This is a genomic window from uncultured Cetobacterium sp. (assembly GCF_945952365.1).
GTDB lineage: Bacteria > Fusobacteriota > Fusobacteriia > Fusobacteriales > Fusobacteriaceae > Cetobacterium_A.
In genome coordinates, this window is the sequence record NZ_CAMFHX010000017.1 from 1 (window position 1) to 22,611 (window position 22,611).

Consider the following 22,611-nt stretch of genomic DNA (forward strand, 5'->3'; position numbering starts at 1 on the left):
TCTTTATCCCTTTTTAAGGAATTGGACCTATTTTTCATCTTTAGTTAACAGATTCCAAATTTTATTAAAAAAGCAATCTTAAATATTTAAGATTGCTTTTCATTATGATAATTATTTTTTATTTTTGTTAATAATAGCATTTTTATTTTATAATTTCAAGTTTTTATCTTACTTATTATTCATATATTTTATACGCTTCTAAAAAAGATTTTTTCAATTCATCTTTTAATTTTTGAGGTTCTATTATTCTTACCTCTTTTAAAAAAGATGAAAAATAAAATTTAGCATTTTCTAAAGTCATTTCAAAAAAGTATATATCATCCTCTTTTTTTATCAATTTAGGTTTATAGTTTGTAAAACTTTTTAACATACTCTCTCCTATCGGAGTAAATCTAGCTTTAATTATCAATCTCTCTCCTAAAAATGGATCAAAGTTTTTTCTCATATTTTCAATATATTTTTTATCTCTAACTTGAATCTTTTCATTTAAGTTCCCTAGAATTACTACATCTTTTAATTTTATACTTCTATAAATTTTGTTTTCATCATCATAGGCAAATATAAAATTTTCATCTCCTTGATCCTCTCTTTTTATAAAATAAGGTGATATTGTAAAACTTTCTTCCATATATAAAATTCTCATCTTAACTTTATTTTTTATTGCTTCTAATACAGCTCTATACGTTTCTTGAAATATAAATATCTCTCTTTGATATTTAAACTGTGATGAATAAATTTCAAATAACTCTCTAAAAAACTCAGCTTCGACATCTACATCGTTAGCTTTTAAAATATCGTAATATATCCCCTTATTAGCAACATTTAAATCAAACTGTATCACTTTTTTTAAAGGTCTTCCCTGAGGTTCAATAAATTTATCAAGATCAAACTTTTTAGAATATTTAAATTTATCTAAAATAAAATTACAAAGCTTATTATTATTTATTCCAAACTCTTCTGAGTCTTTTTTTAAAAGCCTCCAAATATCTTCAGAAACCGTAACTCTAATCTTTTTCATAGTCTATCTCCCACATTTTTCTTTGTACTATTATATATTAATTTTCTAAAAAAATCTATGAGAATATCCTTGCTTCTTAAAGTCCCTTCAATAAGATATCAACTTCTGGTCCGATAGGGAATCCACTTAACATCCATAGTGCTAAGAATATAGACCAACCTATCATAAATACTATTGAATACGGTAACATTATAGATATCAACGTTCCAATTGATGATTTTTTATCATATTTTTGCATAAATACTATTATCATAGCAAAGTATGACATTAATGGAGAGATTATGTTTGTCGTTGAATCTCCTATTCTATATGCTAACTGTGTAAACTCAGGTGAATATCCTATTCTCATCAACATAGGTACAAATACTGGTGCTAAGATAGCCCATTTAGCTAAAGCTGATCCCATGAACAGATTCAAGAATCCTACAATCATTATGAATCCTATAATTAATGGAATTCCTCCAATCCCTGTTGTTTCTAAGAAATCTGCACCTTTTACAGCTAGTATCGTTCCTAAATTTGTATATCCAAAATATGCTATAAATTGAGCTGCAAAGAATACTAAGACTATGTATCCTGCCATTCCCTCCATAGATTTTGTTAACATTCCCATTACATCGCTATCATTTTTTATTGTTCCAATTGATTTTCCATATGCTAGTCCTGGAACTGCAAAGAATAAAACAATTGCTGGAACTAATCCACTTAATAAGAAGTTTTTACCTAAAGCGAAATATACTGGAATCAGTACTAAAATTACTGCTATAGTTGCTATCCCTGCTGCTCTTAAGGCTTTTTTCTCCTCTTGAGTTATCTGCTCTAACTCTATTTTTTCCTCTCCTAGGTATTTTCCTAATCTAGGCTCTACAATTTTAGAGTTTACTAAAGTTCCTAAAATAGTAATTACGAATGTTGATGCAATCATAAAATACCAGTTTGCTGATGGTGATACAATATAACTTGGATCTAAAATCTTAGCTGCTTCTGTTGAAATTCCTCCTAAAAGTGGATCTAAAGCACCTATTAATAAATTAGCTGAAAATCCTCCTGAAACTCCTGCAAATGCTGCTGCTAATCCAGCTATCGGATGTCTTCCAAACGATAAGAATATTAATGCCGCCAATGGAGGTAATACAACATAACCTGCATCTGCTGCTACGTTTGACATTATTCCTAAGAATATTACCATCATTGTCACTAGTTTTTTAGGTGTTGATAGTGCTACTTTTCTTAAAATTGTTGCAATTAATCCTGATCTTTCAGCTATTCCTATTCCTATCATAGCTACTAGTACTGTTCCTAACGGAGCAAAATCAGTAAAGTTTTTTACCATAGAATTAAATATATAGTTTACTCCCTCTTTAGTCATAAGAGAGTTTGTATAGATTGTCATCTCCTCTGTTTTCAAAGTTCTTCCATTTATTCCAACAAAGCTAACTGACCAACCTAAAGCTCCCCCTATTCCTGATATCAATACAACAATTAATGCTAGTATTGCAAATAGTGTTCCTGGATTAGGTAACGCATTTCCACCTTTTTCTATTATATTTAAAAACTTATCTACTAAACCTTTTTTTTCTTTTTGTATCTCAGTCTGCATTTTTCCTCCCGTTTGTAATTTTTTATGTATAAACCTATCTACTTAAAAAATGCATACTCATTTTTTAAATTACTCAATAGTGTTTCCATTAAAATATTTTTTATATGTTTACTTTTCTTTTATTTTTTATTTTCTCTTCATATCTTTCTAAATGTGATACAGCTTCTCCTATCAATGGTGATATTGCTACTAAATTTAAAACTGTCATCAATCCTAATCCAAAATCTGCTAATGACCAAACAAAGAAATTTTGCTCTACAGCTCCTATATAAACCATTCCTATTACTACAACCTGATAAATTAAATTTACATTTGCATTTTCACTTATAAAATGAAGTGCATTTCTTCCATAAAAAGTAACTCCTAAAATTGTACTAAATGAGAAGAAGAATAAAATAATTACAGTAAATGGAGCTCCAATCCAACCAATATGACTTTTTAAAGCCTCTTGGAATAACACCATTCCTCCTAAACCTTCTACAGCAACTCCATCTGCTAATAAAATTACAAATGCTGTTGCACTGCAAATCACTAAAGTATCTACAAAGACACTTAGAGATTGAACCATCCCTTGTTTAACTGGATCATCTACATCAGCTAAAGCTGCTGCATAATTTCCATTTCCACTTCCTGCTTCATTAGAAAACAATCCTCTTCTAACACCTTGCATGATAACTCCACCTAATGCTCCACCAGCAAATTGATTCAGTCCAAAGGCCGCAGAGAATATTCTTGTAAATACAGCTGGAATTCCAGTTATATTTGTAATTAGTATATACAGTACAACAGCTAAATATGTAACCGCCATCGCTGGTACTATTTTATTTAAAGCTGCTACTATTTTATCTTTTTTCCCTTTTCCAAAAATTGTCAAAGCCACTAAACTTGATAAAATTATACCTACTACCATAGGATTTATTTTATAAGCTCCTACGATAGATTCTGTAACTGAATTTGACATAACTTGGATAACCCCAACATAACACAGTAAAGAAGATATTGCATAAGCCACTCCTAGCCACTTCTTTTTTAGTCTATTTTTTATTATCCATGGTGTTCCACCTCTATAACTTCCATCTTCAGCTTTATCTCTATAGATAACTGCTAGAATTGACTCTATAAATGATGTTGAAGCTCCTAGTAGTGCAACAACCCACATCCAGAACAAAGCTCCTGGTCCTCCTACTGAAATAGCCGCTACAACTCCCGCTATATTTCCAGCACCAACCCTACATGCTGTTCCCAAGTAAAATGCTTCTAACGAGCTCATACCCTCTCCATCTGTATTTTCACCTTTTAACGTTTTTACTATCTCTCCAAATAATCTAATTTGCATAAACTTTGTTTTATAACTAGCATATAATGCCATTCCTATTAACATTACAACCAAGATATTTTTTTCCCATAGAATTGTATTTACGATGTTTATAATCTCTTTTATCAAATTCATTTCTGCCTCCTTTTTGATTATCTATTTAGTATATTTCTTACTTATAATCCTAACATTTATTATTTTTATTTAGTAGATAACAATTTTTTTATTTTTTTGTTCGTATTTCACAATTAAAAAACCTTGATTTTATTAGGTTTTTACATTTTAAATAGATAATTATTTGTTCTATGTACTATTTTTTAAGTACATTTATACTCTAATTTAAATATTTTAACTTGATTTTTTTTCATTTTTTTGATACAATTTTGCTAATTATTTAAACACACACATTTTTTTAATACTATTATACTAAAATTTTGGAGGTTATAATGAACAAAAAGAAAGAGATTTTAATTTTAGGGTTCGCTCTATTTTCTATGTTTTTTGGTGCTGGAAATCTTTTATTCCCACCTTCGGTTGGTGTTGCAGTTGGAAAAGATTGGTTTCAAGCTGGATTAGGATTTTTTCTTACAGGAATTGGGTTACCACTATTAGGAATTCTAGCATTTACTAAAGTTGGTAGTCTTGATGAGTTTGCCAATAAGGTTTCAAATAAATTTAATATGATATACTCTACAACATTGATATTAGTTATCGGTCCACTGTTTGCTATTCCAAGAACTGGATCAACTACATTTGAAATGGGAGTTCTACCTTTATTCCCAAATACAAATCCAACTATTATCGCTATAATAACATCTGTAGTTTTCTTCGGAGTTACACTTTTCTTAGTTTTAAACGAATCGAGTATAACTGACATTTTAGGAAAATTCCTAACTCCAATCATTTTAATAATTTTATCTTTAATTACTGTTCTAGGAATTACTGGAAATTTAGGTACACCTGTTGACTCTACTATTTCAACAAATCCTCTTTCATATGGATTTATAAGTGGATATCAAACTATGGATGCTCTTGCTTCTGTTTTATTTGGAGTTATCATTATCAGTGGACTTGAGGGTAAAGGTATAAAAGATAAAGGTGAACAGAAAATATTTTTAAGCAATGCTGGTTTTATTGCTGCTATCGGATTAGGATTCATCTATTTAAGTTTAATTTATTTAGGTGCTCAAATCAGTAGCATCAAAGGTTTAACTACAGCACAAACTACTTTAACTCTTGCACAACTAACTTTAGGTAATGTTGGTAAGATTGCTTTTGGAATCTGTGTTGCTGCTGCTTGTCTAACAACTTCTGTTGGTTTAGTTGCTCTTGCTAGTGATTGGTTCTCAAAATTAACTAAAATCTCTTATAAAAAGATGGCAATTGGTATGTGTATCTTTTCTACTATATTATCTGTAGCAGGATTAGATTATATTATTAGTTTATCTGTACCTGTTTTAGTTATTCTATATCCTGTAACTATAGTACTTATTCTGTTAAATATTTTTGGTATTCAAAATCATTTAACGTTTAAAGCCGTTGTAAGTGTAACTCTTATTATCAGTATCGCAGAAACATTTAAAGTAGATTTAAGTTTTATTCCTTTGGCTAAGGCTGGATTCCCTTGGATTATTCCATCTTTAGTAGCCTTTCTTGGAAGTTTGCTTTTAAAAAATGAAAATAATATCACTTTAAAAGATAGAGTTTAAATTAAAGAGGAGTTTATCGCAATTGATAAACTCCTCTTTTTATTTCCATTAAATTATCTATTTAAACATTAACTCTACCACTGAGAAGAATCCAATAACCCACATAATAGGCTTTATATTCGTTATTTTTCCGCTAAATACAGAAACTACAATATAAGAGATAAATCCAAATGATATTCCAATTGAAATACTATAAGTCAATGGCATCATTATTATTATTAAGAAACATGGAATTGCTACTTCTATATTATGGAAATCAATATCTAATAGATTCTTAAACATATAAACTCCAACTAATATAAGTGCTGGTGCTGTCGCAAACGCTGGTACTACCCCAATGATTGGTGAGAAGAATAATGATACTGCAAACAGTATCGCTGTTGTTAATGCTGTAAGACCTGTTCTTCCTCCTACTGCAATTCCAGATGCCGATTCTACGAACGTTGTTGTTGTTGATGTTCCTAAAAGTGATCCAATTACTGTCGCTATCGCATCTGCTTCTAATATCTTACTTACATTTTTTATCTTACCTTTTTCATCTATCATCTCTGCTTCATGAGCACAAGCCATTATAGTTCCTAACGAATCAAATAAATCAACAAACATAAATGAGAATATTGACCCTAAGAAGATAGGTTTTATAGCTCCTAATACATCTAGTTTTAAAGCTATAGGTGCCATGCTTGGAGGCATTGATATAATTTGTGATGGTAACTCTACTGCTCCAAATACTATTCCTAAAATAGTTGTTGTAACAATACCTATTAGTATTCCACCTTTTACTTTTTTCATTTCTAACAGCCCCATAATTGCAAATCCAACTAATCCTAAAACCACATTTAGATTAAATTTACCTAAAGCTACTATCGTTGCTGGATTACTTACTATTAATCCCATACCTTGCATTCCTAAGAATGCTATAAATAAACCGATTCCTGCTCCCACTGCTAATCTCAATTCAGCTGGTATCGCGTCAATTATTTTTTCTCTTAATCCCGAGAATGTTAATGCTAAGAAGATAACCCCTGATATAAATACTACTCCAAGAGCTTGTTCCCAAGTTGCTCCATTTCCTAAAACCAATGTAAAAGTAAAGAACGCATTCAATCCCATTCCTGGTGCCATTGCTAATGGTGCATTTACCCAAAATGCAGTTATTGCAGTTCCTATTGCTGATGCTAAACATGTTACAGTGATTAAAGCTCCTTTATCCATTCCAGTCATTGATAAAATTGACGGATTTACAAATATTATATACGCCATTGTTAAAAATGTTGTTACCCCTGCTACTATCTCCTGTCTTACTGTTGTTCCGTGTTCTTTTAATTGAAACAATCTTTCCATGTTTCCCTCCTGAATTTTATTTTAAATGTTTTTATTGATATAATTACCCTAAAAAATAAAAAAGACCTGCATAAACAGGTCAAGAAAACTTAAATAAAAAAATTTAAGTTTTGACCCATAGAAAGCTATTTAAGGTAGCTCGTAGAAACTCTTCGCCGTATTCGAAGTATATATGGTTCAAAATATAACTTTACCTCAATATTAAAGTTTTATTTCATTTTTGTCAAGCTTTATTTAATTTACATTCATTTCTCATACTAAACAACTTCTAATGTCATTAATCAATACATAGTAATTTTTAATACTGAAAAAAAATATTAATAATTTTCTAGGAAAATATTTAATACTTATGATATAATTTATTTATAGTACATAGAATTTTCTTTTATTCTTTGTATGCTTTTCTTTAAAAATATTATTGATTTAATGAACTAAATGTGAAATAATATTACATATGTTTCGCATTTAATTTGAAAGGAGATTTGACTATGGGATTATTTGATTTCTTTAAAAAGAAAAAAGAGGATGAGTGGTTCAATATTTATTCACCACTAAACGGAAAAGTTATTCCTTTAAGCGAAATACCAGATGACGCTTTCTCTCAAAAAATGATTGGAGATGGATGTGGAATCGATCCTACTGAGGGAGCTATCTGCTCACCTGTAGCTGGGGAAATTGATATTTTCGCAACTAACCACGCAGTTAGTTTTGAAGTTTCTAACGGACTTGAGTTAATTGTTCACTTTGGTATTGACACAGTAAAATTAAATGGAGAAGGATTCACTAGAATCGCTGAACCTGGATCAACTGTAGAGGTTAAAGATGAGCTTATTAAATACGATTTAGCTTACATTAAAGAAAATGCTAAATCAACTAAAACTCCTGTTATAATTGCTAACATGGACCAAGTTGAAGCATTAGAAGTAATTGCTTCTGGGGATGTTAAAATAGGAGACCTTTTAATGAGAGTTAAAATCAAAAAGTAATTTTTTTTAAGAAGGTACCTCTTTGTTATTTTAAATAAAGATGGTGCCTTTCTTTAATTTTATAGACAAAAAGCATACACAGAATTAAGGAGGAAAAAAATGAAGGTACTAGATTTAGATTTAGTTACTAATGAGGTAGCTAGACTTTGTATTGAAGCAAACTATTTTATAGGTAGCGATGTTTTAAACAAAATCAAAGAGTGTCAAACTACAGAAACAAGTGAATTAGGTAAGGTTATTTTGAGCCAAATTATTGAAAACGATGAAATTGCGGCTAGAGATAATGTTCCTATGTGCCAAGATACTGGTCTTGTTGTTGTATTTTTAGAAATCGGAACAGAAGTTAAAATCAACGGGGATATATACTCTGCTGTAAACGCTGGAGTTGCTAAAGGATATAAGGACGGGTATCTAAGAAAATCTGTTATAAAGCATCCTTTAGATAGAGTTAACACTCAGGATAATACTCCTGCTGTTATCCACACTAAGCTTATCCCTGGTTCAGATAAAGTTAAAATTATAGTTGCTCCTAAAGGTGGAGGCTCTGAAAATATGAGTACATTAAAAATGTTTAAACCTGCTGATGGTGTTGAAGGAATAAAAAAATTCGTAGTAGATAGTATTAAAAATGCTGGTGGAAATCCTTGCCCTCCAATTGTTGTCGGAGTTGGTATCGGTGGAAACTTTGAAAGATGTGCTGAATTAGCTAAAGAAGCTCTTTTAAGAGAGATCGACGATATTAATCCTGATCCCATCGCAAGTGCTTTAGAAGCTGAACTTTTAGAATTAATCAACAACACAAACGTTGGTCCTCAAGGACTGGGTGGAAAAACAACTGCTTTAGCTGTTAAAGTTGAAACACAAGCTTGTCATTTTGCATCTTTACCTGTTGCCGTTAATTTAAACTGTCATGCTGCTAGACACAAGGAGGTTACATTATGATTAAACTAACTACTCCATTAAGAGATGAAGATCTTAAAAAATTAAAATCTGGTGATGCTGTTTCTATAACAGGAGTTATATATACTGCTAGAGATGCTGCGCATGCTAGACTTATTAAACTTTTAGAAGAGGGAAAAGAATTACCTTTCGATGTAAAAGGTCAAATTATATATTATGCTGGTCCTACTCCTGCAAAACCTGGACAGCCAATTGGAAGCTGTGGTCCTACAACAAGTTATAGAATGGATTCATATTCATCAGAGATTTTAGATCAAGGTTTAAAAGGGATGATTGGAAAAGGAGCTAGAGATCAAAAAGTTAGAGATTCTATTGTAAAAAATGGAGCTATCTACTTCGCAGCCGTTGGTGGGGCTGCTGCTCTTATCGCTAAATCTGTTAAAAGTAGTGAAGTTATTGCTTACGAGGATTTAGGTGCTGAAGCTATTAGAAAACTTGAGGTTGTTGATTTCCCAGCTATTGTTATCAACGATACAGAAGGAAACGATTTATACGAAATTGCTAGAAATAGCTCAAAATAAATAAAAAATAAATTTAATTAAAGGGGTAATTTTTATGTCTACAGTTTTTGAAAAATCTTTAGAGTTGCATGAAACTCACTTAGGAAAAATCGAAGTGATATCTAAGGTTGCAGTTACAAACAAAGAGGAGTTAAGTCTTGCTTACTCTCCTGGAGTTGCAGCTCCTTGTATGGCAATTAAAGAGGATGTAGAAAATGTTTATAAATATACATCAAAAGGAAATATGGTAGCTGTTGTAACTGATGGTTCTGCTGTTTTAGGATTAGGAAATATCGGTCCAGAAGCCGCACTTCCTGTTATGGAGGGTAAAGCTATTCTTTTCAAAGAGTTTGCTGGAGTAGATGCTTTTCCTATCTGTTTAGATACTCAAGATACAGAAGAGATTATAAAAGCAGTTAAACTTATCGCTCCTGGATTTGGTGGAATTAATCTTGAAGATATCTCGGCTCCTAGATGTGTTGAGATTGAAACTAGACTTAAAGAGGAGTTAGATATCCCTGTTTTCCATGATGATCAACACGGTACTGCAATTGTTGTTGTTGCAGCTCTTATAAACTCATTTAAACTAGTTAATAAATCTTTTGAAACTGCTAAATTTATTGTTAGTGGAGCTGGAGCTGCTGGAAGTTCAATTATTAAACTTCTTATTAAAATGGGAGCTAAAGATATCGTTGTAAATGATATTGATGGAATTATAAATAGAGATGATAAAGCTAATTACAACTTCTTAAAATCAGAGATTGCTGATATAACTAATCCTGAAAATATTAAAGGTGGACTTAAAGAAGCTGTTAATGGAAGAGATGTATTTATTGGTGTTTCTGCCGCTAATATACTTTCAATTGACATGGTTAAAACTATGAACAAAGACGCTATCGTATTTGCTATGGCTAATCCAAATCCTGAGATTATGCCTGAAGATGCTATAGCTGGTGGAGCTAGAATAATCGGAACAGGAAGATCTGATTATCCAAATCAAGTTAATAACGTTTTAGCTTTCCCTGGAATATTTAGAGGAGCTTTAGATGCTAAAGCAAAAAAAATAACAGAAGAGATGAAAATTGCTGCTGCTGTTGGAATTGCTAAGCTAGTTTCTGAAGAGGAATTAACTGCAGAGTATGTTATTCCTAATGCTTTTGATCCTAGAGTTGCTACAGTAGTTGCTGATGAAGTTAAAAGAATCGCTAAAGAGCAAAATATTACAAGATAAACCACAAAAAAAGTGACCTCAAAATTTTGAGGTCACTTTTTTTATTTTTCATCTTCATTTTCTTCAGAATTTTTATCCTCTTTTATTACTAAAAGTTGATCGATTTTAAAATTATCTACATCTACAACTTCAAAACTATATCCATTGTACTCTATATGAGCTCCTTTTTTAGGAATACTTTTTAACATATACATAATAAAACCTGCAATCGTTTCATAACTATCTTCCTCTGGAAAAGCCTCTATTTCTAATACTTTTTTTACATCTTCAACAGCTGTTACTCCATCAATCAACCATGAACCATCGCCTCTTTTTATTATATACTCCTCTTGCATCGGATACACAACATCTCCCATTAAAGTAGAAACAACATCATTTAGTGTTATTACTCCTACAACATGGGCATATTCATTTAAAATAACTGCGAAATCTTCTCTAGCTTCATTGAATCTATCTAACATTTCTGATAAAGTTAAAGTATTTGGTATAATTAAAATATTTCTATTTGTAATCTCCTTTATATTTTGAAGACCACTTAGCTCACCTTTTAATATTCTCGGAAGAATATCTTTTGACCCTACATAACCATATATAGAATCTATATCACTTTCACAAACCAAAAATTTTGAATGTGGATACTCTGCTATCTTTTGTTTTATACTTTCCTCTGTTTCTTCTAAAGTAAAATATATTATTTCATCTCTCGTTGTCATTGCTGATGAAACCCATCTTTGCTCTAATTCAAATACATTTTCAATCAAATGGTGCTCTTTTGTATGAACAACCCCTGAAGCTGCTCCAGCATCAACCAGTGCAAAAATATCATCATGTGTTATGAGTTCATCTCTTGAAATTGGTGTATCAAAAACTTTAAATACTAAATTTGCTACTCCATTAAAAACCCAAACAATTGGCGTTAATAATTTTATAGTAAAGCTCATTGGATTAACAAGAGTCACTGCTATTCTCTCTGGATAAACCATAGCCAATCTTTTTGGAATTAAATCTGCAAACTCAACAAAGGCTCCTGTTACAAATGCAAATGATATTAAAAATACTACTGTTGGATTAGAAATATATGCACTTAAAATTGGTGATAATATTCCATCTCCTATTATACCGGCTAATATTGCCACAATATTTAATCCTATTTGAACTGTTGTAAAAAAATTACCCGGATTACTTTGTAAATCTATCACTTTTTTCGCATTAATATTTCCTTCATCTACTAATAGTTGTAACTTTATTTTTCTAGCTCCGGCTAAAGATATCTCCGCCATCGAGAAAAAAGCACTTATCAAAATCAAAAATATTATAAATACAATTTTTTCTGCTATTCCCATTCTATCTCTCCTTTAAATGTGGTCTCTGCTGACCCTGTCATAAAAACTTCATCACTCTCTATTCTTATCTTCAACGTTCCACCTTCTGTTTTTACTAAAACTATTTCATCTACTAAATCCAATAAATTTGCAATGTACACTCCAGAACAAGATCCTGTTCCACAGGCTAATGTTCTTCCTGCTCCTCTTTCCCATGTTTTTATTTTTATATTGTTTCTATCTAAAATTTCTATAAAATTTACGTTTATTCTTTTAGGAAAAGTTGAATGTTTTTCTATCTCTTCTCCAATCAAATTTACATCAACCTTTTCTAAATCTTTTTCTATTAATACTGCATGAGGAACACCTATTAGCACAGCGGAATATTGAAACTCTTTATCTCTTACTTTTATTTTCTCGTTCAAAACCTTTTCACTATTTAAATCTACAGGAATCTCTTTAGGACTTAACCTTGCCTTCCCCATATAAATAGTAACTTCTTTAACAATATCATTATCTATTGTTAGATACGCTTTTTTTATACCATCTCCTGTTTCAATTTTTATTTCAACTGTATTTACAAGTTTCTCATCATACACAAATTTAGAAAAACATCTAATTCCATTACCACACATCTCACCTTTTGATCCATCAGAATTATAATAAACCATTTTTATATCTGCTACGTCACTTTTCTCTGCAACCATCAATCCATCGCCACCAATACCATAACGTCTATCACAAAGGCTTTTAGCCATTTTTGAATAGTCTTCATAAGTATTTCTTATCCCATCTAATAGTATAAAATCATTTCCTGCTCCTTGCATCTTGCTAAATCTCATAATCAATCACCTCATCAAGTTTAAACTATTCTCCTACACTATATTCTACCCTATCCTTTCAGATAACGCAAGCTTTCCCTTTTGTTTGATTCTACTTTACTTTTTATATGTTTTATGTTACTATTCCCGAGTAATATAACATATTCTCAAGGAGATTTTATGATTAGAAAAAAAAATATTCAAAATCATGTAGAACTTCTCCATAAAGAAAATAAGGGGTTATATGCTTTATCAATATTAGTAGGACTTACTACTGGAATTATCGTTTCAATTTATAGATACGGTCTTTCTTTTGCGGAGCATTTAAGAAGTCAATATCTCAGTAAAGAGATATTAACTAACCCTGTAAAACTTATTTTTATTTGGGGAATTTTTATCGCAATTGGACTTTTTGTAGACTATATATCTCGAAAATTTCCAACAACTGGAGGAAGTGGAATTCCTCAAGTCAAAGCTTTAATTTTAAGAAAACTAGACTATCTATTTTGGGTAAAAGAGCTTCTAGTTAAATTCTTTGGTGGTTTACTTGGAATTGGTGCTGGATTATCTCTTGGAAGGGAGGGCCCTTCTGTACAATTGGGATCTTATATCGGATATGGTGTAACTAAAATTTTTAAAAGAGACTACACTGATGAGAAATACCTAGTTACTGCTGGATCTAGTGCTGGTTTGGCTGGTGCTTTTGGAGCTCCACTTTCAGGAGTTGTATTCAGTATGGAAGAGCTTCATAGATTCTTTTCTTCAAAGCTTATTATCTGTACATTTTTAGCTAGCATATGCTCTAATTTTATGGCTAGAAGAATTTTTGATATGAATCCATCATTTAATTTATATACAAAATATCCAACGAGTATAAATCCATATCTTCAATTTTTATTTTTCATAATATTTGGAGTTATTCTTGCGTTTTGTGGAAAATTTTTCACAGTTTCTTTAATTAAAACTCAGGATATATTTAAAGGTATAAAACTTCCTAGAGCTTTTAAGATTTCATCAGTTATGACACTATCATTCATTATTTGTTTTGTAATGCCAGACATAACTGGAGGAGGCCATCACTTAGTTGAAACCCTTCCTTATATAAATCAAACAATTTTATTTTTAGTAGTTGTTCTTATTGCTAAGTTATTCTTTACAACAATATCATACGCTACTGGTTTCCAAGGTGGAATTTTCTTACCAATGCTTGTTTTAGGAGCTATTTTAGGTAAAATCTATGCACTTATTCTTATCAATAATTTTGGTGTTGGAAATGACTTTATTGTTCACTACATGATTTTAGGTATGGCTGGATTCTTTGTTGCTGTAGTTAGAGCTCCAATCACTGGTACTATCTTAATATTAGAGATGACTGGAAGCTTTGATCATCTCTTAGCTATTGCTACAGTTTCTATTATAGCTTATTATGTAACTGATCTTTTAAAACTAGAACCTATTTATGAAATTTTATATGAAAGAATGCCAAAAAAGAAAATTGAAGATGATTTAGAAGAGGATCGTCACGAACACTTAGACAAAACTCTTATTTGTATTCCTGTTTCTGCGGATTCAGAGTTTGAAAATAAGCTGATAAAAGATATACAATGGCCAAAACACACTCTTGTTGTTGCTATTAGAAGAGCTGAAGTTGAATATATTCCAAAAGGAAGTTCTCAAATTTTAGCAGGTGATGTACTTGTACTACTTTTACCTAGTAAACTTGCAGATAAAATAAATGAAGATTTATTCAAAATGGGAACAGCGCATTAATTTTTTTAGGAAATCATTGACATTTTTTTTAAATAATTATACTATTAAATGACACATGTATTTTATAGGAGGATCTTTATGAATAGAATAGAAGGAAAAATTGCTTTAGTTACTGGTAGTGCTAGAGGAATTGGAAGAACTATAGTTGAAAAATTAGCTTCTGAAGGTGCTGAATTAGTTATATCTTGTGATATGGGTGAAGCTACTTTTGAACAAACAAATGTTAGACACGAAATTTTAAATGTAACTGATAGAGATGCTATTAAAGAATTAGTAAAAAAAATAAAAGATGAGTTTGGAAGAATCGATATTTTAGTTAACAACGCTGGAATTACAAAAGACGCTCCATTCGTTAGAATGAGCGAAGATGCGTGGGATGCTGTTATCAATGTTAACTTAAAAGGTGTTTTCAATGTAACTCAAGCTGTTGCACCTTTAATGACTAAAAACAAAAAAGGTTCAATTGTTACTATTTCATCTGTAGTTGGATTATACGGAAACATTGGACAAGCAAACTACTCAGCTACTAAAGGTGGAGTTATTGCTATGACTAAAACTTGGTCTAAAGAGCTTGCTAGAAAAGGAGCTCAAGTTAGAGCTAACTGTGTTGCTCCTGGATTTATAGCTACTCCTATGACTGATGTATTACCTGAAGATGTAATCAAAGGAATGCTTGATAGAACATCTTTAGGAAAGCTAGGAATGCCTGAAGATATAGCTAACGCTGTATTATTCCTTGCAAGTGACGAATCAGCTTACATCACTGGACAAACTCTTGAAGTTAGTGGTGGACTAGCACTTTAATAATTAATAAAATTTAAAGGCAAGAATTTTATTTCTTGTCTTTATTTTTTTGGAGGATTTTATGAAATACAAAAAAACGATATTTTTTTCAACTTTTTTAATTTTTTTCATCTCGCTTTCTATTATGAAAGATTTTTATTTTAAAAAAGTACTTGAAAAAGAGTTATCTAACTCATTAAAACAAAAGATTACTATAAAAAAAGCCAACCTAAATATTTTTAGTAATTCTTTCGAACTAAAAAATACCATTTTAGAAAAGGATAGAATTTTAATAACAAACCTTTACACTAAAATGAGTTTCAAAGATTTTCTAAAAGATAAGAAAAATTTTACAATAGATTCAATTGAAGTTAACGATATCATTTTTATTAATCAAACCGAAGTTCTTCAAGAACCTATTTTACAGATCGAAGAACATAAAAATGAAAAAACTTCGCAATTTTTAAATGAAATTGACAAACAAGTTAAGAGTGAAAGTAATATTTCTAAATTTTTTAGCTCAGCTTTAACTAAAGAAAATTTATCTAAAACTGCTTCAAATAATTTAGTTAACTTTCTTATTAAAAATGCTGATTTTATTGATCTTATAATTCAAAATGAAATCAATATTCAGTTAAAAAATGAAATAGATTCTTTTTCTAAAAAATATAAAGAGTTTATTTATAAAATAAAGTCTAGCAATAATGAAAATAATATTTTTATCAAAGATATCTTTTTTTCAGGTACTACTGAAACAATTAATTTCTCTGGTAATCTTAAAAACTTTAATACAAATTTATCTAAAAATACAGCTTTACCTATAGATATAAACCTTAAAGAGATAAAAGGAAGTGGCCACGGAAAAATTTACGGAGATTTAAATAGCCTTGTACTTTCTGGAAACATCTATCTAAAACTTGATAGTTTTACTTTTAATTCTTTTAGTAATATTGAAAACTACCTTTCAGCTGGGGTAATCAGCAGCGAACAAATAATAAATATTAATGGAGAGATTTTAAAAATAGATGGTACTACAGAGATTAATCGAGCTCAACTCAATAAAAATATTATTTCAAACTCTAAAAATTTAGATAATTTGAAAAAAAATCTTTTAAATGAATTTATTAAGCTCTCTGAGAAAAAAGAGTATCATTTAAAAGTTTATAACAACTTCTCTACAAACACAAATTTCATTAACATAAAAACAACGTTGCCTGATGAAATTAGACGAACATTAGTCGCAAATAGATCTGTATTCAATAATCTTCTTGAAAATCAATTAAAAGATCAATACAAGAGTAGTTTCGAAGAGAAGAAAAGTAAAGTAAAGAATTTCTTTAAAAATATTTTTTAATATTTTTTACTTGTATTTTTTATTTTTTAGTGGTATAATTATAAATGTCACAAGCGTGTGGCAGGAGCCTCATGGCGTATTGGTATCGAACCGTGTCAGATTCGGAAGGAAGCAGCACTAAGGTATTCAATACGGGTATGAGATTACTCTTGTTCGCCTTGTGACTCTTTTTATTTTTTGTAAAAATATATAATATCAAAAAACAAACTTATAGGTATAAAAAAAACTGAGGATTTCCTCAGTTTTTTAATTTACTATCTTTTGATTCTCTCTACATATTCGTTTGTTCTTGTATCGATTTTGATCCACTCATCTTGCTCAACGAATATAGGTACTGGAATTTCGAATCCTGAGTTGATTCTAGCAGGCTTCATTACTTTTCCTGAAGTATCTCCTCTTAATCCTGGCTCAGTGTAAGTTACTTGTCTTTCAACGAAGTTAGGTAACTCAACTGCAACTGGAGTTGACTCGTAGTAAACTACTTCTAATTCCATTCCTTCTTCTAAATAGTTTAAAGCGTCTCCTAAATCCTCATCTTTTAATTCGATTTGATCCCAAGTTTCTGGGTTAGAGAATACATAGAAATCTCCATCGTTGTATGAGTAAACAGCTTTAACTTTATCAAGTCTGATATCGTCCATCTTATCGTCAGCTTTGTAGATAGCATCAGATATGTTTCCGTTTAATAAGTTTTTCATTTTGTACTTCATCATCGCAGAGTTTCTTCCTGATTTGTTGTATTCTGCTTTTAAAATTACGTAAGGATCATTTCCGATCTTTACTGTACTTCCAGCTCTTAGTTCTTGAGCAGTTTTCATAATTGAACCTCCTAATATTTTAAAATAAATCTATTTAATTTATCTATAAGATTACATTTTAATTCAATATACTCTGAATATACATGAGTAAGTTTAGATACATTATCAAACTCTTTAAAGAATTCTTCAAAATCTTCCTTACCTAGTTCTAAAGAGTTATTATCTCTTAAATTATAATCTCTTAATAGCTTTGTATGTACGTTTAAAGGAGTTTCCAACTTCAGCTCCTCTAAAACCTCTCTATATCTCTCTATAAATCCGTCTATCTTATCCATATGTGCCATCTCATCTTGTAAGTATATATGCCACATAAATGGTTTACCTGTAAGTAAAGCTCTTACAAAGGAATCTTCTCCTCTAACGAAATTATAGTGAACCAGATTAATTAACTCTTCATACTCCTCTTGCTCTAAAAAAGGCATAAATTTAATTTTTATATTTTCAAAATCAAAATTACCATTTGATACTTCAGCAAAATTAAACTCTTTCAAAATAACTCTCATACTTTCTTGAGACTTTTCTCCTAAAACTAACAAGCAGTTATTTTTTTCATTTTTTAATAAAACATTTAAAAGAGGTAAAAAGTTTTTTTCATAACTAAATATAGTTCCTATAAAATAATCTTTATCTATCAAATCTGGCAAATACTTCTTATAATATATTTGTGGATTATTTTGTACTTTTATTTTTCTATCTAAAAATAATTTATCAACAATTACTCCACCTGTACTCTCTTTAAAGCCAGGCATAAAGAAATATTTTTTTAATTTTTTAGCTCCGATAGGTGATTCCATCAAGTGAACCTCATCTATCCAACTCTCTCCAGATAAATATTCTAGATTTATTAGTAAAGCTGAATCATCTTTAGCTTTTTCTAAGTACCCCTCTAAAACATTACACCCAAAGGCCTCTATTATAACATTTGCAGGAGAAAATGTACATATATTTTTAGCTAAATATTCATTAGTTATATACTCAATGCCATCTATCTTTTGATATCCAATATTCTTAGCTCTCTTATTCAAAGATAAAAACTCATCTAATCTATTTAAAAAAACTCTTATATTTACCTCTTCATTATATATACTTTTAAACTCTTTCGCAAGTCTATAAACAACACCTATATCTCCAAAATTATCAATAATCTCACAAAAAATATCTAAACTTTTTATTTCCATTAATCTACCTTTTTTCCAGTTCTTTTAAAATACTCTTTTTTTGCAAATTGAACCCAATTAGGTCTTGCTATCATTCCTCTTCCTATAGCAACTAAATCTAACATCTCATTTTCAATCAAAGTACTTGCTTGTTCCTCTGTTTTTATATTTCTAACTCCGATAACTGGTACATTCACATGCTTTTTTATTTCAACACCTAAATAAACTACCCAATCAAAAGTAAAATCCTCTGGTACATCAACTTTCACAAGTTGTTTTCTCTCTGGATCTGGAACTCCTGATGAAACGTGTATTACATCAACTCCAATTTTCTCTAAATACTTAGCAATCTCTATTCCATCTTCTAGTGTAGGTTCATTTCCACCCATTCTATAACCTAATATAAAATCTTCATCAAAAAGATCTCTAGTTCTTTCGATCAACTCTTTTGTAAAGAACATTCTTTTATCAAAAGTTCCTCCATATTTATCCTCTCTTACATTCCAAAGTCTTGAATTCAGTTGTGATATTAAATATGTGTGTGCTCCATGAATCTCTATTCCGTCAAACCCTGCTATTTTAGCTCTTCTAAAAGCTTCTACAAATTGATTCAATATTTTATCTAAAGTTTCTTCAGATACAGTTGCAACTGCATCTTTAAATCCAGCATGATGAATTTGAATCAACATCGGAACATCATATTGCTTTCCTATATCTGCAACTTTTGATAATCCATCTATAAAATCATCACTCCAAATTCCAATTTGATTATCTCTTAGCTTTCCATCTTCAGCAACACAACTCGCTTCAACTATTATTAGTCCAGTTCCACCCTCTGCAACATCTCTATACCAATCCAACAGTCCCTCTGTCACATATCCATCTTTTTCTACCATAGAAAATCTAACCAACGGTGGTAAAACTACTCTATTTTTTAATTTTTTATTTTTTATATTTAAAGGAGTAAATAAATTCACTACTTTCCCTCACTTTCTTCTTCAGTTTTATAGAATATTCTAACATAATTTAAAAAAAAAGAAAATATATTATGTTTGTTATTATTAAAATTCATGGTATAATATTTGAGATACGTGTTTAAAAATAAAATTTATATTATAAATATTTAGGAGGAATTTTTTAAAATGATAGCAACTAGCAATCTAAGTATGAGATTCTCTGGTAGAAAACTTTTTGAGGATGTAAGTGTTAAATTTACTCCTGGAAACTGTTATGGACTTATTGGTGCAAACGGTGCCGGAAAATCAACATTTGTTAAAATACTTTCAGGAGATTTAGACCCTACTGAAGGAGATGTAATCTTTGATAAAAATAAAAGAATGGCTGTTCTTAAGCAGGATCACTTTGCTCACGAAGAAGATTCAGTTATTAACGTTCTTTTAATGGGACATACTAAACTTTGGAAAATAATTGAAGAAAGAAACGAAATATATTCTAAAAGTGAATTCTCTGATGAGGATGGTATGAGAGCTGCTGAATTAGAAGGAGAATTCGCTGAATTAAATGGTTGGGAAGCTGAAACAGAAGCTGAAATGCTTTTAACTGGTTTAGGAATAACTGCTGACTTACATTACAAGTTAATGAAAGAACTTAGCGAGCCTGATAAAGTTAAAGTTTTACTTGCTCAAGCTTTATTTGGAAATCCTGATGTTCTATTACTAGACGAGCCTACAAACGGTCTTGATATTCAAGCTATAGCGTGGTTAGAAGAGTTCTTAATGAACTTAGAAGATACTACTGTTATTGTTATATCACACGATAGACACTTCTTGAATAAAGTTTGTACTCACATAACTGATATCGATTATGGAAAAGTAAAAATGTACGTTGGAAACTACGATTTCTGGTATGAATCAAACCAACTAATGCAAACATTAATTAACAATAAAAATAAAAAATTAGAGCAAAAGAGACAAGAACTTCAAGAGTTCATTGCTAGATTCAGTGCTAACGCATCAAAATCTAAGCAAGCAACTTCTAGAAAGAAACAATTAGATAAATTACAACTTGAAGATATGCAAATCTCTAATAGAAAATATCCATTCGTGGAATTCAAACCTGAGAGAGAGGCTGGAAACAACCTTCTTAAAGTTGAAAACCTTACTAAGGTTATCGATGGAGTTAAGATTTTAGATAACGTATCATTCACAATCAACACGAATGATAAAGTTGTATTCATATCTCAAAACGATATCGTTAAAACTACTTTATTCTCTATCTTAGCAGGAGAGATGGAAGCTGATAGCGGAACTTACACTTGGGGAGTTACAACTACTCAAGCTTATATGCCTAAAGATAACTCTTCATTCTTCGAAAATCCTGATCTTGACTTAATCGACTGGTTAAGACAATATTCACCTGATCAACACGATGCATTCGTTAGAGGATTCTTAGGAAGAATGCTATTCTCTGGAGAAGAAGCTACTAAAAAATCAAAAATCCTTTCTGGAGGAGAAAAAGTAAGATGTATGTTATCAAGAATGATGTTAACTAACGCTAACGTTTTAATCTTCGATAACCCTACAGACCATTTAGACCTAGAGTCTATTACATCACTAAACAAAGCTTTAACTAACTTCAAAGGAACAATCCTATTTGGAGCTCATGACCATGAGTTTATCCAAACAGTTGCTAACAGAATAATTGAAATCACTCCAAGTGGACTTATCGATAAGTTAACTGAGTACGACGATTATATTGCTGATGAAGAATTACAAGCAAAAATTAAAGAGATGTACAACGTATAATAAACTTTATAAAAGCAGAGGAAATCCTCTGCTTTTATTTCAATTTAAGGAGGACTTTTATGCTAGAACTTTTTCTTACTTTCTTTAAAATAGGAATGTTCACTTTTGGTGGTGGATATGCTATGATACCTCTTATTGAAAGAGAGATGATATATGGTAAAAAATGGATTGATAAAGATGAATTACTTGAAATTATAACTATCTCACAGATGACTCCTGGACCTATAGCTATAAATGCAGCTACTTTTATCGGTAAAAAGAGGGCTGGTATTTTGGGTTCCATAGCAGCTACTTTGGGTGTTATAGCTCCATCACTTTTAGTTATAACTGTAATCTCTGCATTTTTCTCTAAAAGTTTTTTAAACCCAACTATGCAAAAGATTTTTATTGGGCTTAGAGCTGGTATTGCAGCACTTATTTTATCTTCAGTTATCAAACTATCTAAAAATACTTTAATTGATTACTTCAGTTATGTTGTTTTTATAGTTTCACTAATTGGATTAGTTTTCTTTAATATTTCACCAGTTACTTTAATTCTATTTTTTGGTGTTGGATGTATTCTATTCTTTACAGTTAGAGGTGAAAAATGATCTACTTAATACTTTTTATTGAATTTTTTAAAATAGGAATTTTCTCTTTTGGTGGTGGATTAGCTATGCTACCACTCATGCAGGAAGTTGTTTATAAATACAGTTGGTTGACAGAAACAGAGTTTTTAGATGTTATCGCTATATCACAAGTTACACCTGGACCTATAGCAATTAATACAGCTACTTTTGTTGGTCATAAAGTTGGGGGAATTTTTGGTGCTATTGTTGCTACTACTGGTTCTGCTCTACCCTCTTTTATTGTTATAATAATTATTGCAACTGTTTTCTCTAAAATAAAAAACAACCCTAAAAAAGAGTTCTTTTTTAAAGGAGTTAAACCAGTAACTTTAGCTTTAATAACATTTGCTGGAATTATTATAGCCAAGCCTACATTTTTTGTAAGTGATTATTCTCAAAGTTTAAAAGCAACTTTAATTTTTATCACAGTCTTTGTAGGAACAAAATACTTAACTAAAATAAATCCCATTATAATCCTTTTAACTACAGCAATTGCCGGAGCTTTTATTTTTTAAGTTTAAAATATAAGATATTATTATTTAAAAAATAG

20 protein-coding genes, 1 other RNA gene and 1 riboswitch are annotated in these 22,611 nt (G+C 30.4%); of the genes, 12 read left to right on the forward strand and 9 right to left on the reverse strand.

Going from position 1 to position 22,611, the window contains the following annotated elements; all coding sequences use genetic code 11:
- Positions 1-175: 175 nt before the first annotated feature.
- From Q0O83_RS07340 to Q0O83_RS07350, 3 genes are all read right to left on the reverse strand, one after another.
- Complete coding sequence (locus Q0O83_RS07340) at positions 176-1,018, reverse strand: WYL domain-containing protein (RefSeq protein ID WP_294095730.1); 843 nt, start codon at positions 1,016-1,018, stop codon at positions 176-178.
- Between the two features lie 76 nt (positions 1,019-1,094).
- A complete protein-coding gene (locus Q0O83_RS07345; RefSeq protein ID WP_294095848.1) occupies positions 1,095-2,606 on the reverse strand; it encodes an AbgT family transporter in 1,512 nt (503 codons plus the stop codon).
- A gap of 112 nt (positions 2,607-2,718) precedes the next feature.
- Positions 2,719-4,068 carry an alanine/glycine:cation symporter family protein gene (locus Q0O83_RS07350; RefSeq protein ID WP_294095734.1) on the reverse strand — a complete coding sequence of 450 codons (1,350 nt, stop codon included), beginning with the start codon at positions 4,066-4,068 and terminating at the stop codon, positions 2,719-2,721.
- 311 nt (positions 4,069-4,379) lie between these two features.
- On the opposite strand from Q0O83_RS07350, the gene brnQ reads away from it, so the two are divergent.
- Positions 4,380-5,642 (forward strand): branched-chain amino acid transport system II carrier protein, encoded by a 1,263-nt coding sequence (gene brnQ, locus Q0O83_RS07355; protein ID WP_294095736.1) that lies wholly within the window; start codon positions 4,380-4,382, stop codon positions 5,640-5,642.
- A gap of 57 nt (positions 5,643-5,699) precedes the next feature.
- On the opposite strand, the gene Q0O83_RS07360 is transcribed toward brnQ, so the two are convergent.
- Positions 5,700-6,986, reverse strand: a complete 1,287-nt coding sequence (locus tag Q0O83_RS07360; protein WP_294095739.1) for an NCS2 family permease — start codon at positions 6,984-6,986, stop codon at positions 5,700-5,702.
- 98 nt (positions 6,987-7,084) lie between these two features.
- A riboswitch (purine riboswitch) is annotated at positions 7,085-7,182 on the reverse strand.
- 292 nt (positions 7,183-7,474) lie between these two features.
- Between Q0O83_RS07360 and Q0O83_RS07365 the strand changes: the two genes are divergently transcribed.
- From Q0O83_RS07365 to Q0O83_RS07380, 4 genes are all read left to right on the forward strand, one after another.
- Positions 7,475-7,972 (forward strand): PTS glucose transporter subunit IIA, encoded by a 498-nt coding sequence (locus Q0O83_RS07365; protein ID WP_294095740.1) that lies wholly within the window; start codon positions 7,475-7,477, stop codon positions 7,970-7,972.
- Positions 7,973-8,071: 99 nt separating this feature from the next.
- Positions 8,072-8,914 (forward strand): fumarate hydratase, encoded by an 843-nt coding sequence (locus Q0O83_RS07370; protein WP_294095743.1) that lies wholly within the window; start codon positions 8,072-8,074, stop codon positions 8,912-8,914.
- Positions 8,908-9,453, forward strand: coding sequence for a Fe-S-containing hydro-lyase (locus Q0O83_RS07375; protein ID WP_294095851.1), 546 nt, complete (start codon positions 8,908-8,910; stop codon positions 9,451-9,453). The genes Q0O83_RS07370 and Q0O83_RS07375 overlap by 7 nt, the downstream gene beginning before the upstream one ends.
- Before the next feature lie 34 nt (positions 9,454-9,487).
- Positions 9,488-10,663 (forward strand): malic enzyme-like NAD(P)-binding protein, encoded by a 1,176-nt coding sequence (locus tag Q0O83_RS07380; protein WP_294095745.1) that lies wholly within the window; start codon positions 9,488-9,490, stop codon positions 10,661-10,663.
- 41 nt (positions 10,664-10,704) lie between these two features.
- On the opposite strand, the gene Q0O83_RS07385 is transcribed toward Q0O83_RS07380, so the two are convergent.
- On the reverse strand, positions 10,705-12,006 hold the full coding sequence (locus Q0O83_RS07385) for a hemolysin family protein (protein WP_294095748.1): 1,302 nt from the start codon (positions 12,004-12,006) through the stop codon (positions 10,705-10,707).
- The gene (gene dapF / locus Q0O83_RS07390; RefSeq protein ID WP_294095749.1) at positions 11,997-12,827 is read right to left on the reverse strand and encodes a diaminopimelate epimerase; all 831 of its coding nucleotides are present in this window, start codon (positions 12,825-12,827) and stop codon (positions 11,997-11,999) included. Before dapF ends, Q0O83_RS07385 begins: the two co-directional genes overlap by 10 nt.
- Positions 12,828-12,986: 159 nt before the next feature.
- Here dapF and Q0O83_RS07395 point away from each other — a divergent pair, with 159 nt between their 5' ends.
- From Q0O83_RS07395 to ffs, 4 genes are all read left to right on the forward strand, one after another.
- Positions 12,987-14,576, forward strand: a complete 1,590-nt coding sequence (locus Q0O83_RS07395; protein ID WP_294095752.1) for a chloride channel protein — start codon at positions 12,987-12,989, stop codon at positions 14,574-14,576.
- Positions 14,577-14,654: 78 nt separating this feature from the next.
- On the forward strand, positions 14,655-15,380 hold the full coding sequence (gene fabG / locus Q0O83_RS07400; protein WP_294095754.1) for a 3-oxoacyl-[acyl-carrier-protein] reductase: 726 nt from the start codon (positions 14,655-14,657) through the stop codon (positions 15,378-15,380).
- Positions 15,381-15,441: 61 nt separating this feature from the next.
- Entirely contained in the window at positions 15,442-16,713 is a 1,272-nt protein-coding gene (locus Q0O83_RS07405) for a hypothetical protein (protein ID WP_294095757.1), read from the forward strand.
- A gap of 58 nt (positions 16,714-16,771) precedes the next feature.
- Positions 16,772-16,871, forward strand: an RNA gene (gene ffs / locus Q0O83_RS07410) — signal recognition particle sRNA small type.
- 96 nt (positions 16,872-16,967) lie between these two features.
- Here the strand turns inward: ffs and efp are convergent.
- Genes efp through Q0O83_RS07425 form a run of 3 tightly spaced genes read right to left on the reverse strand, consistent with a single transcriptional unit; the run spans position 16,968 to position 19,665 of the window.
- On the reverse strand, positions 16,968-17,531 hold the full coding sequence (gene efp, locus Q0O83_RS07415) for an elongation factor P (protein WP_294095760.1): 564 nt from the start codon (positions 17,529-17,531) through the stop codon (positions 16,968-16,970).
- Positions 17,532-17,542: 11 nt separating this feature from the next.
- On the reverse strand, positions 17,543-18,709 hold the full coding sequence (earP, locus tag Q0O83_RS07420) for an elongation factor P maturation arginine rhamnosyltransferase EarP (protein WP_294095767.1): 1,167 nt from the start codon (positions 18,707-18,709) through the stop codon (positions 17,543-17,545).
- Positions 18,709-19,665, reverse strand: coding sequence for an NADH:flavin oxidoreductase (locus tag Q0O83_RS07425; RefSeq protein ID WP_294095768.1), 957 nt, complete (start codon positions 19,663-19,665; stop codon positions 18,709-18,711). The genes earP and Q0O83_RS07425 overlap by 1 nt, the downstream gene beginning before the upstream one ends.
- A gap of 165 nt (positions 19,666-19,830) precedes the next feature.
- Between Q0O83_RS07425 and Q0O83_RS07430 the strand changes: the two genes are divergently transcribed.
- The 3 genes from Q0O83_RS07430 to Q0O83_RS07440 are packed head-to-tail and all read left to right on the forward strand — an operon-like array spanning position 19,831 to position 22,576.
- Complete coding sequence (locus Q0O83_RS07430; RefSeq protein ID WP_294095770.1) at positions 19,831-21,453, forward strand: ATP-binding cassette domain-containing protein; 1,623 nt, start codon at positions 19,831-19,833, stop codon at positions 21,451-21,453.
- Between the two features lie 59 nt (positions 21,454-21,512).
- Positions 21,513-22,043 carry a chromate transporter gene (locus Q0O83_RS07435; RefSeq protein ID WP_294095774.1) on the forward strand — a complete coding sequence of 177 codons (531 nt, stop codon included), beginning with the start codon at positions 21,513-21,515 and terminating at the stop codon, positions 22,041-22,043.
- Positions 22,040-22,576 (forward strand): chromate transporter, encoded by a 537-nt coding sequence (locus Q0O83_RS07440; RefSeq protein WP_294095776.1) that lies wholly within the window; start codon positions 22,040-22,042, stop codon positions 22,574-22,576. The genes Q0O83_RS07435 and Q0O83_RS07440 overlap by 4 nt, the downstream gene beginning before the upstream one ends.
- Positions 22,577-22,611: the final 35 nt, after the last annotated feature.

What these genes read in the sequence shown, in the direction of transcription:
- Q0O83_RS07360 (WP_294095739.1), bottom strand. Translation starts at nt 6,986, where the DNA reads ATGGAAAGATTGTTTCAATTAAAAGAACACGGAACAACAGTAAGACAG.
- Q0O83_RS07340 (WP_294095730.1), bottom strand. Translation starts at nt 1,018, where the DNA reads ATGAAAAAGATTAGAGTTACGGTTTCTGAAGATATTTGGAGGCTTTTA.
- Q0O83_RS07365 (WP_294095740.1), top strand. Translation starts at nt 7,475, where the DNA reads ATGGGATTATTTGATTTCTTTAAAAAGAAAAAAGAGGATGAGTGGTTC.
- Q0O83_RS07395 (WP_294095752.1), top strand. Translation starts at nt 12,987, where the DNA reads ATGATTAGAAAAAAAAATATTCAAAATCATGTAGAACTTCTCCATAAA.
- brnQ (WP_294095736.1), top strand. Translation starts at nt 4,380, where the DNA reads ATGAACAAAAAGAAAGAGATTTTAATTTTAGGGTTCGCTCTATTTTCT.
- dapF (WP_294095749.1), bottom strand. Translation starts at nt 12,827, where the DNA reads ATGAGATTTAGCAAGATGCAAGGAGCAGGAAATGATTTTATACTATTA.
- Q0O83_RS07435 (WP_294095774.1), top strand. Translation starts at nt 21,513, where the DNA reads ATGCTAGAACTTTTTCTTACTTTCTTTAAAATAGGAATGTTCACTTTT.
- Q0O83_RS07385 (WP_294095748.1), bottom strand. Translation starts at nt 12,006, where the DNA reads ATGGGAATAGCAGAAAAAATTGTATTTATAATATTTTTGATTTTGATA.
- Q0O83_RS07405 (WP_294095757.1), top strand. Translation starts at nt 15,442, where the DNA reads ATGAAATACAAAAAAACGATATTTTTTTCAACTTTTTTAATTTTTTTC.
- Q0O83_RS07440 (WP_294095776.1), top strand. Translation starts at nt 22,040, where the DNA reads ATGATCTACTTAATACTTTTTATTGAATTTTTTAAAATAGGAATTTTC.
- fabG (WP_294095754.1), top strand. Translation starts at nt 14,655, where the DNA reads ATGAATAGAATAGAAGGAAAAATTGCTTTAGTTACTGGTAGTGCTAGA.
- Q0O83_RS07430 (WP_294095770.1), top strand. Translation starts at nt 19,831, where the DNA reads ATGATAGCAACTAGCAATCTAAGTATGAGATTCTCTGGTAGAAAACTT.
- Q0O83_RS07380 (WP_294095745.1), top strand. Translation starts at nt 9,488, where the DNA reads ATGTCTACAGTTTTTGAAAAATCTTTAGAGTTGCATGAAACTCACTTA.
- Q0O83_RS07370 (WP_294095743.1), top strand. Translation starts at nt 8,072, where the DNA reads ATGAAGGTACTAGATTTAGATTTAGTTACTAATGAGGTAGCTAGACTT.
- efp (WP_294095760.1), bottom strand. Translation starts at nt 17,531, where the DNA reads ATGAAAACTGCTCAAGAACTAAGAGCTGGAAGTACAGTAAAGATCGGA.
- earP (WP_294095767.1), bottom strand. Translation starts at nt 18,709, where the DNA reads ATGGAAATAAAAAGTTTAGATATTTTTTGTGAGATTATTGATAATTTT.
- Q0O83_RS07350 (WP_294095734.1), bottom strand. Translation starts at nt 4,068, where the DNA reads ATGAATTTGATAAAAGAGATTATAAACATCGTAAATACAATTCTATGG.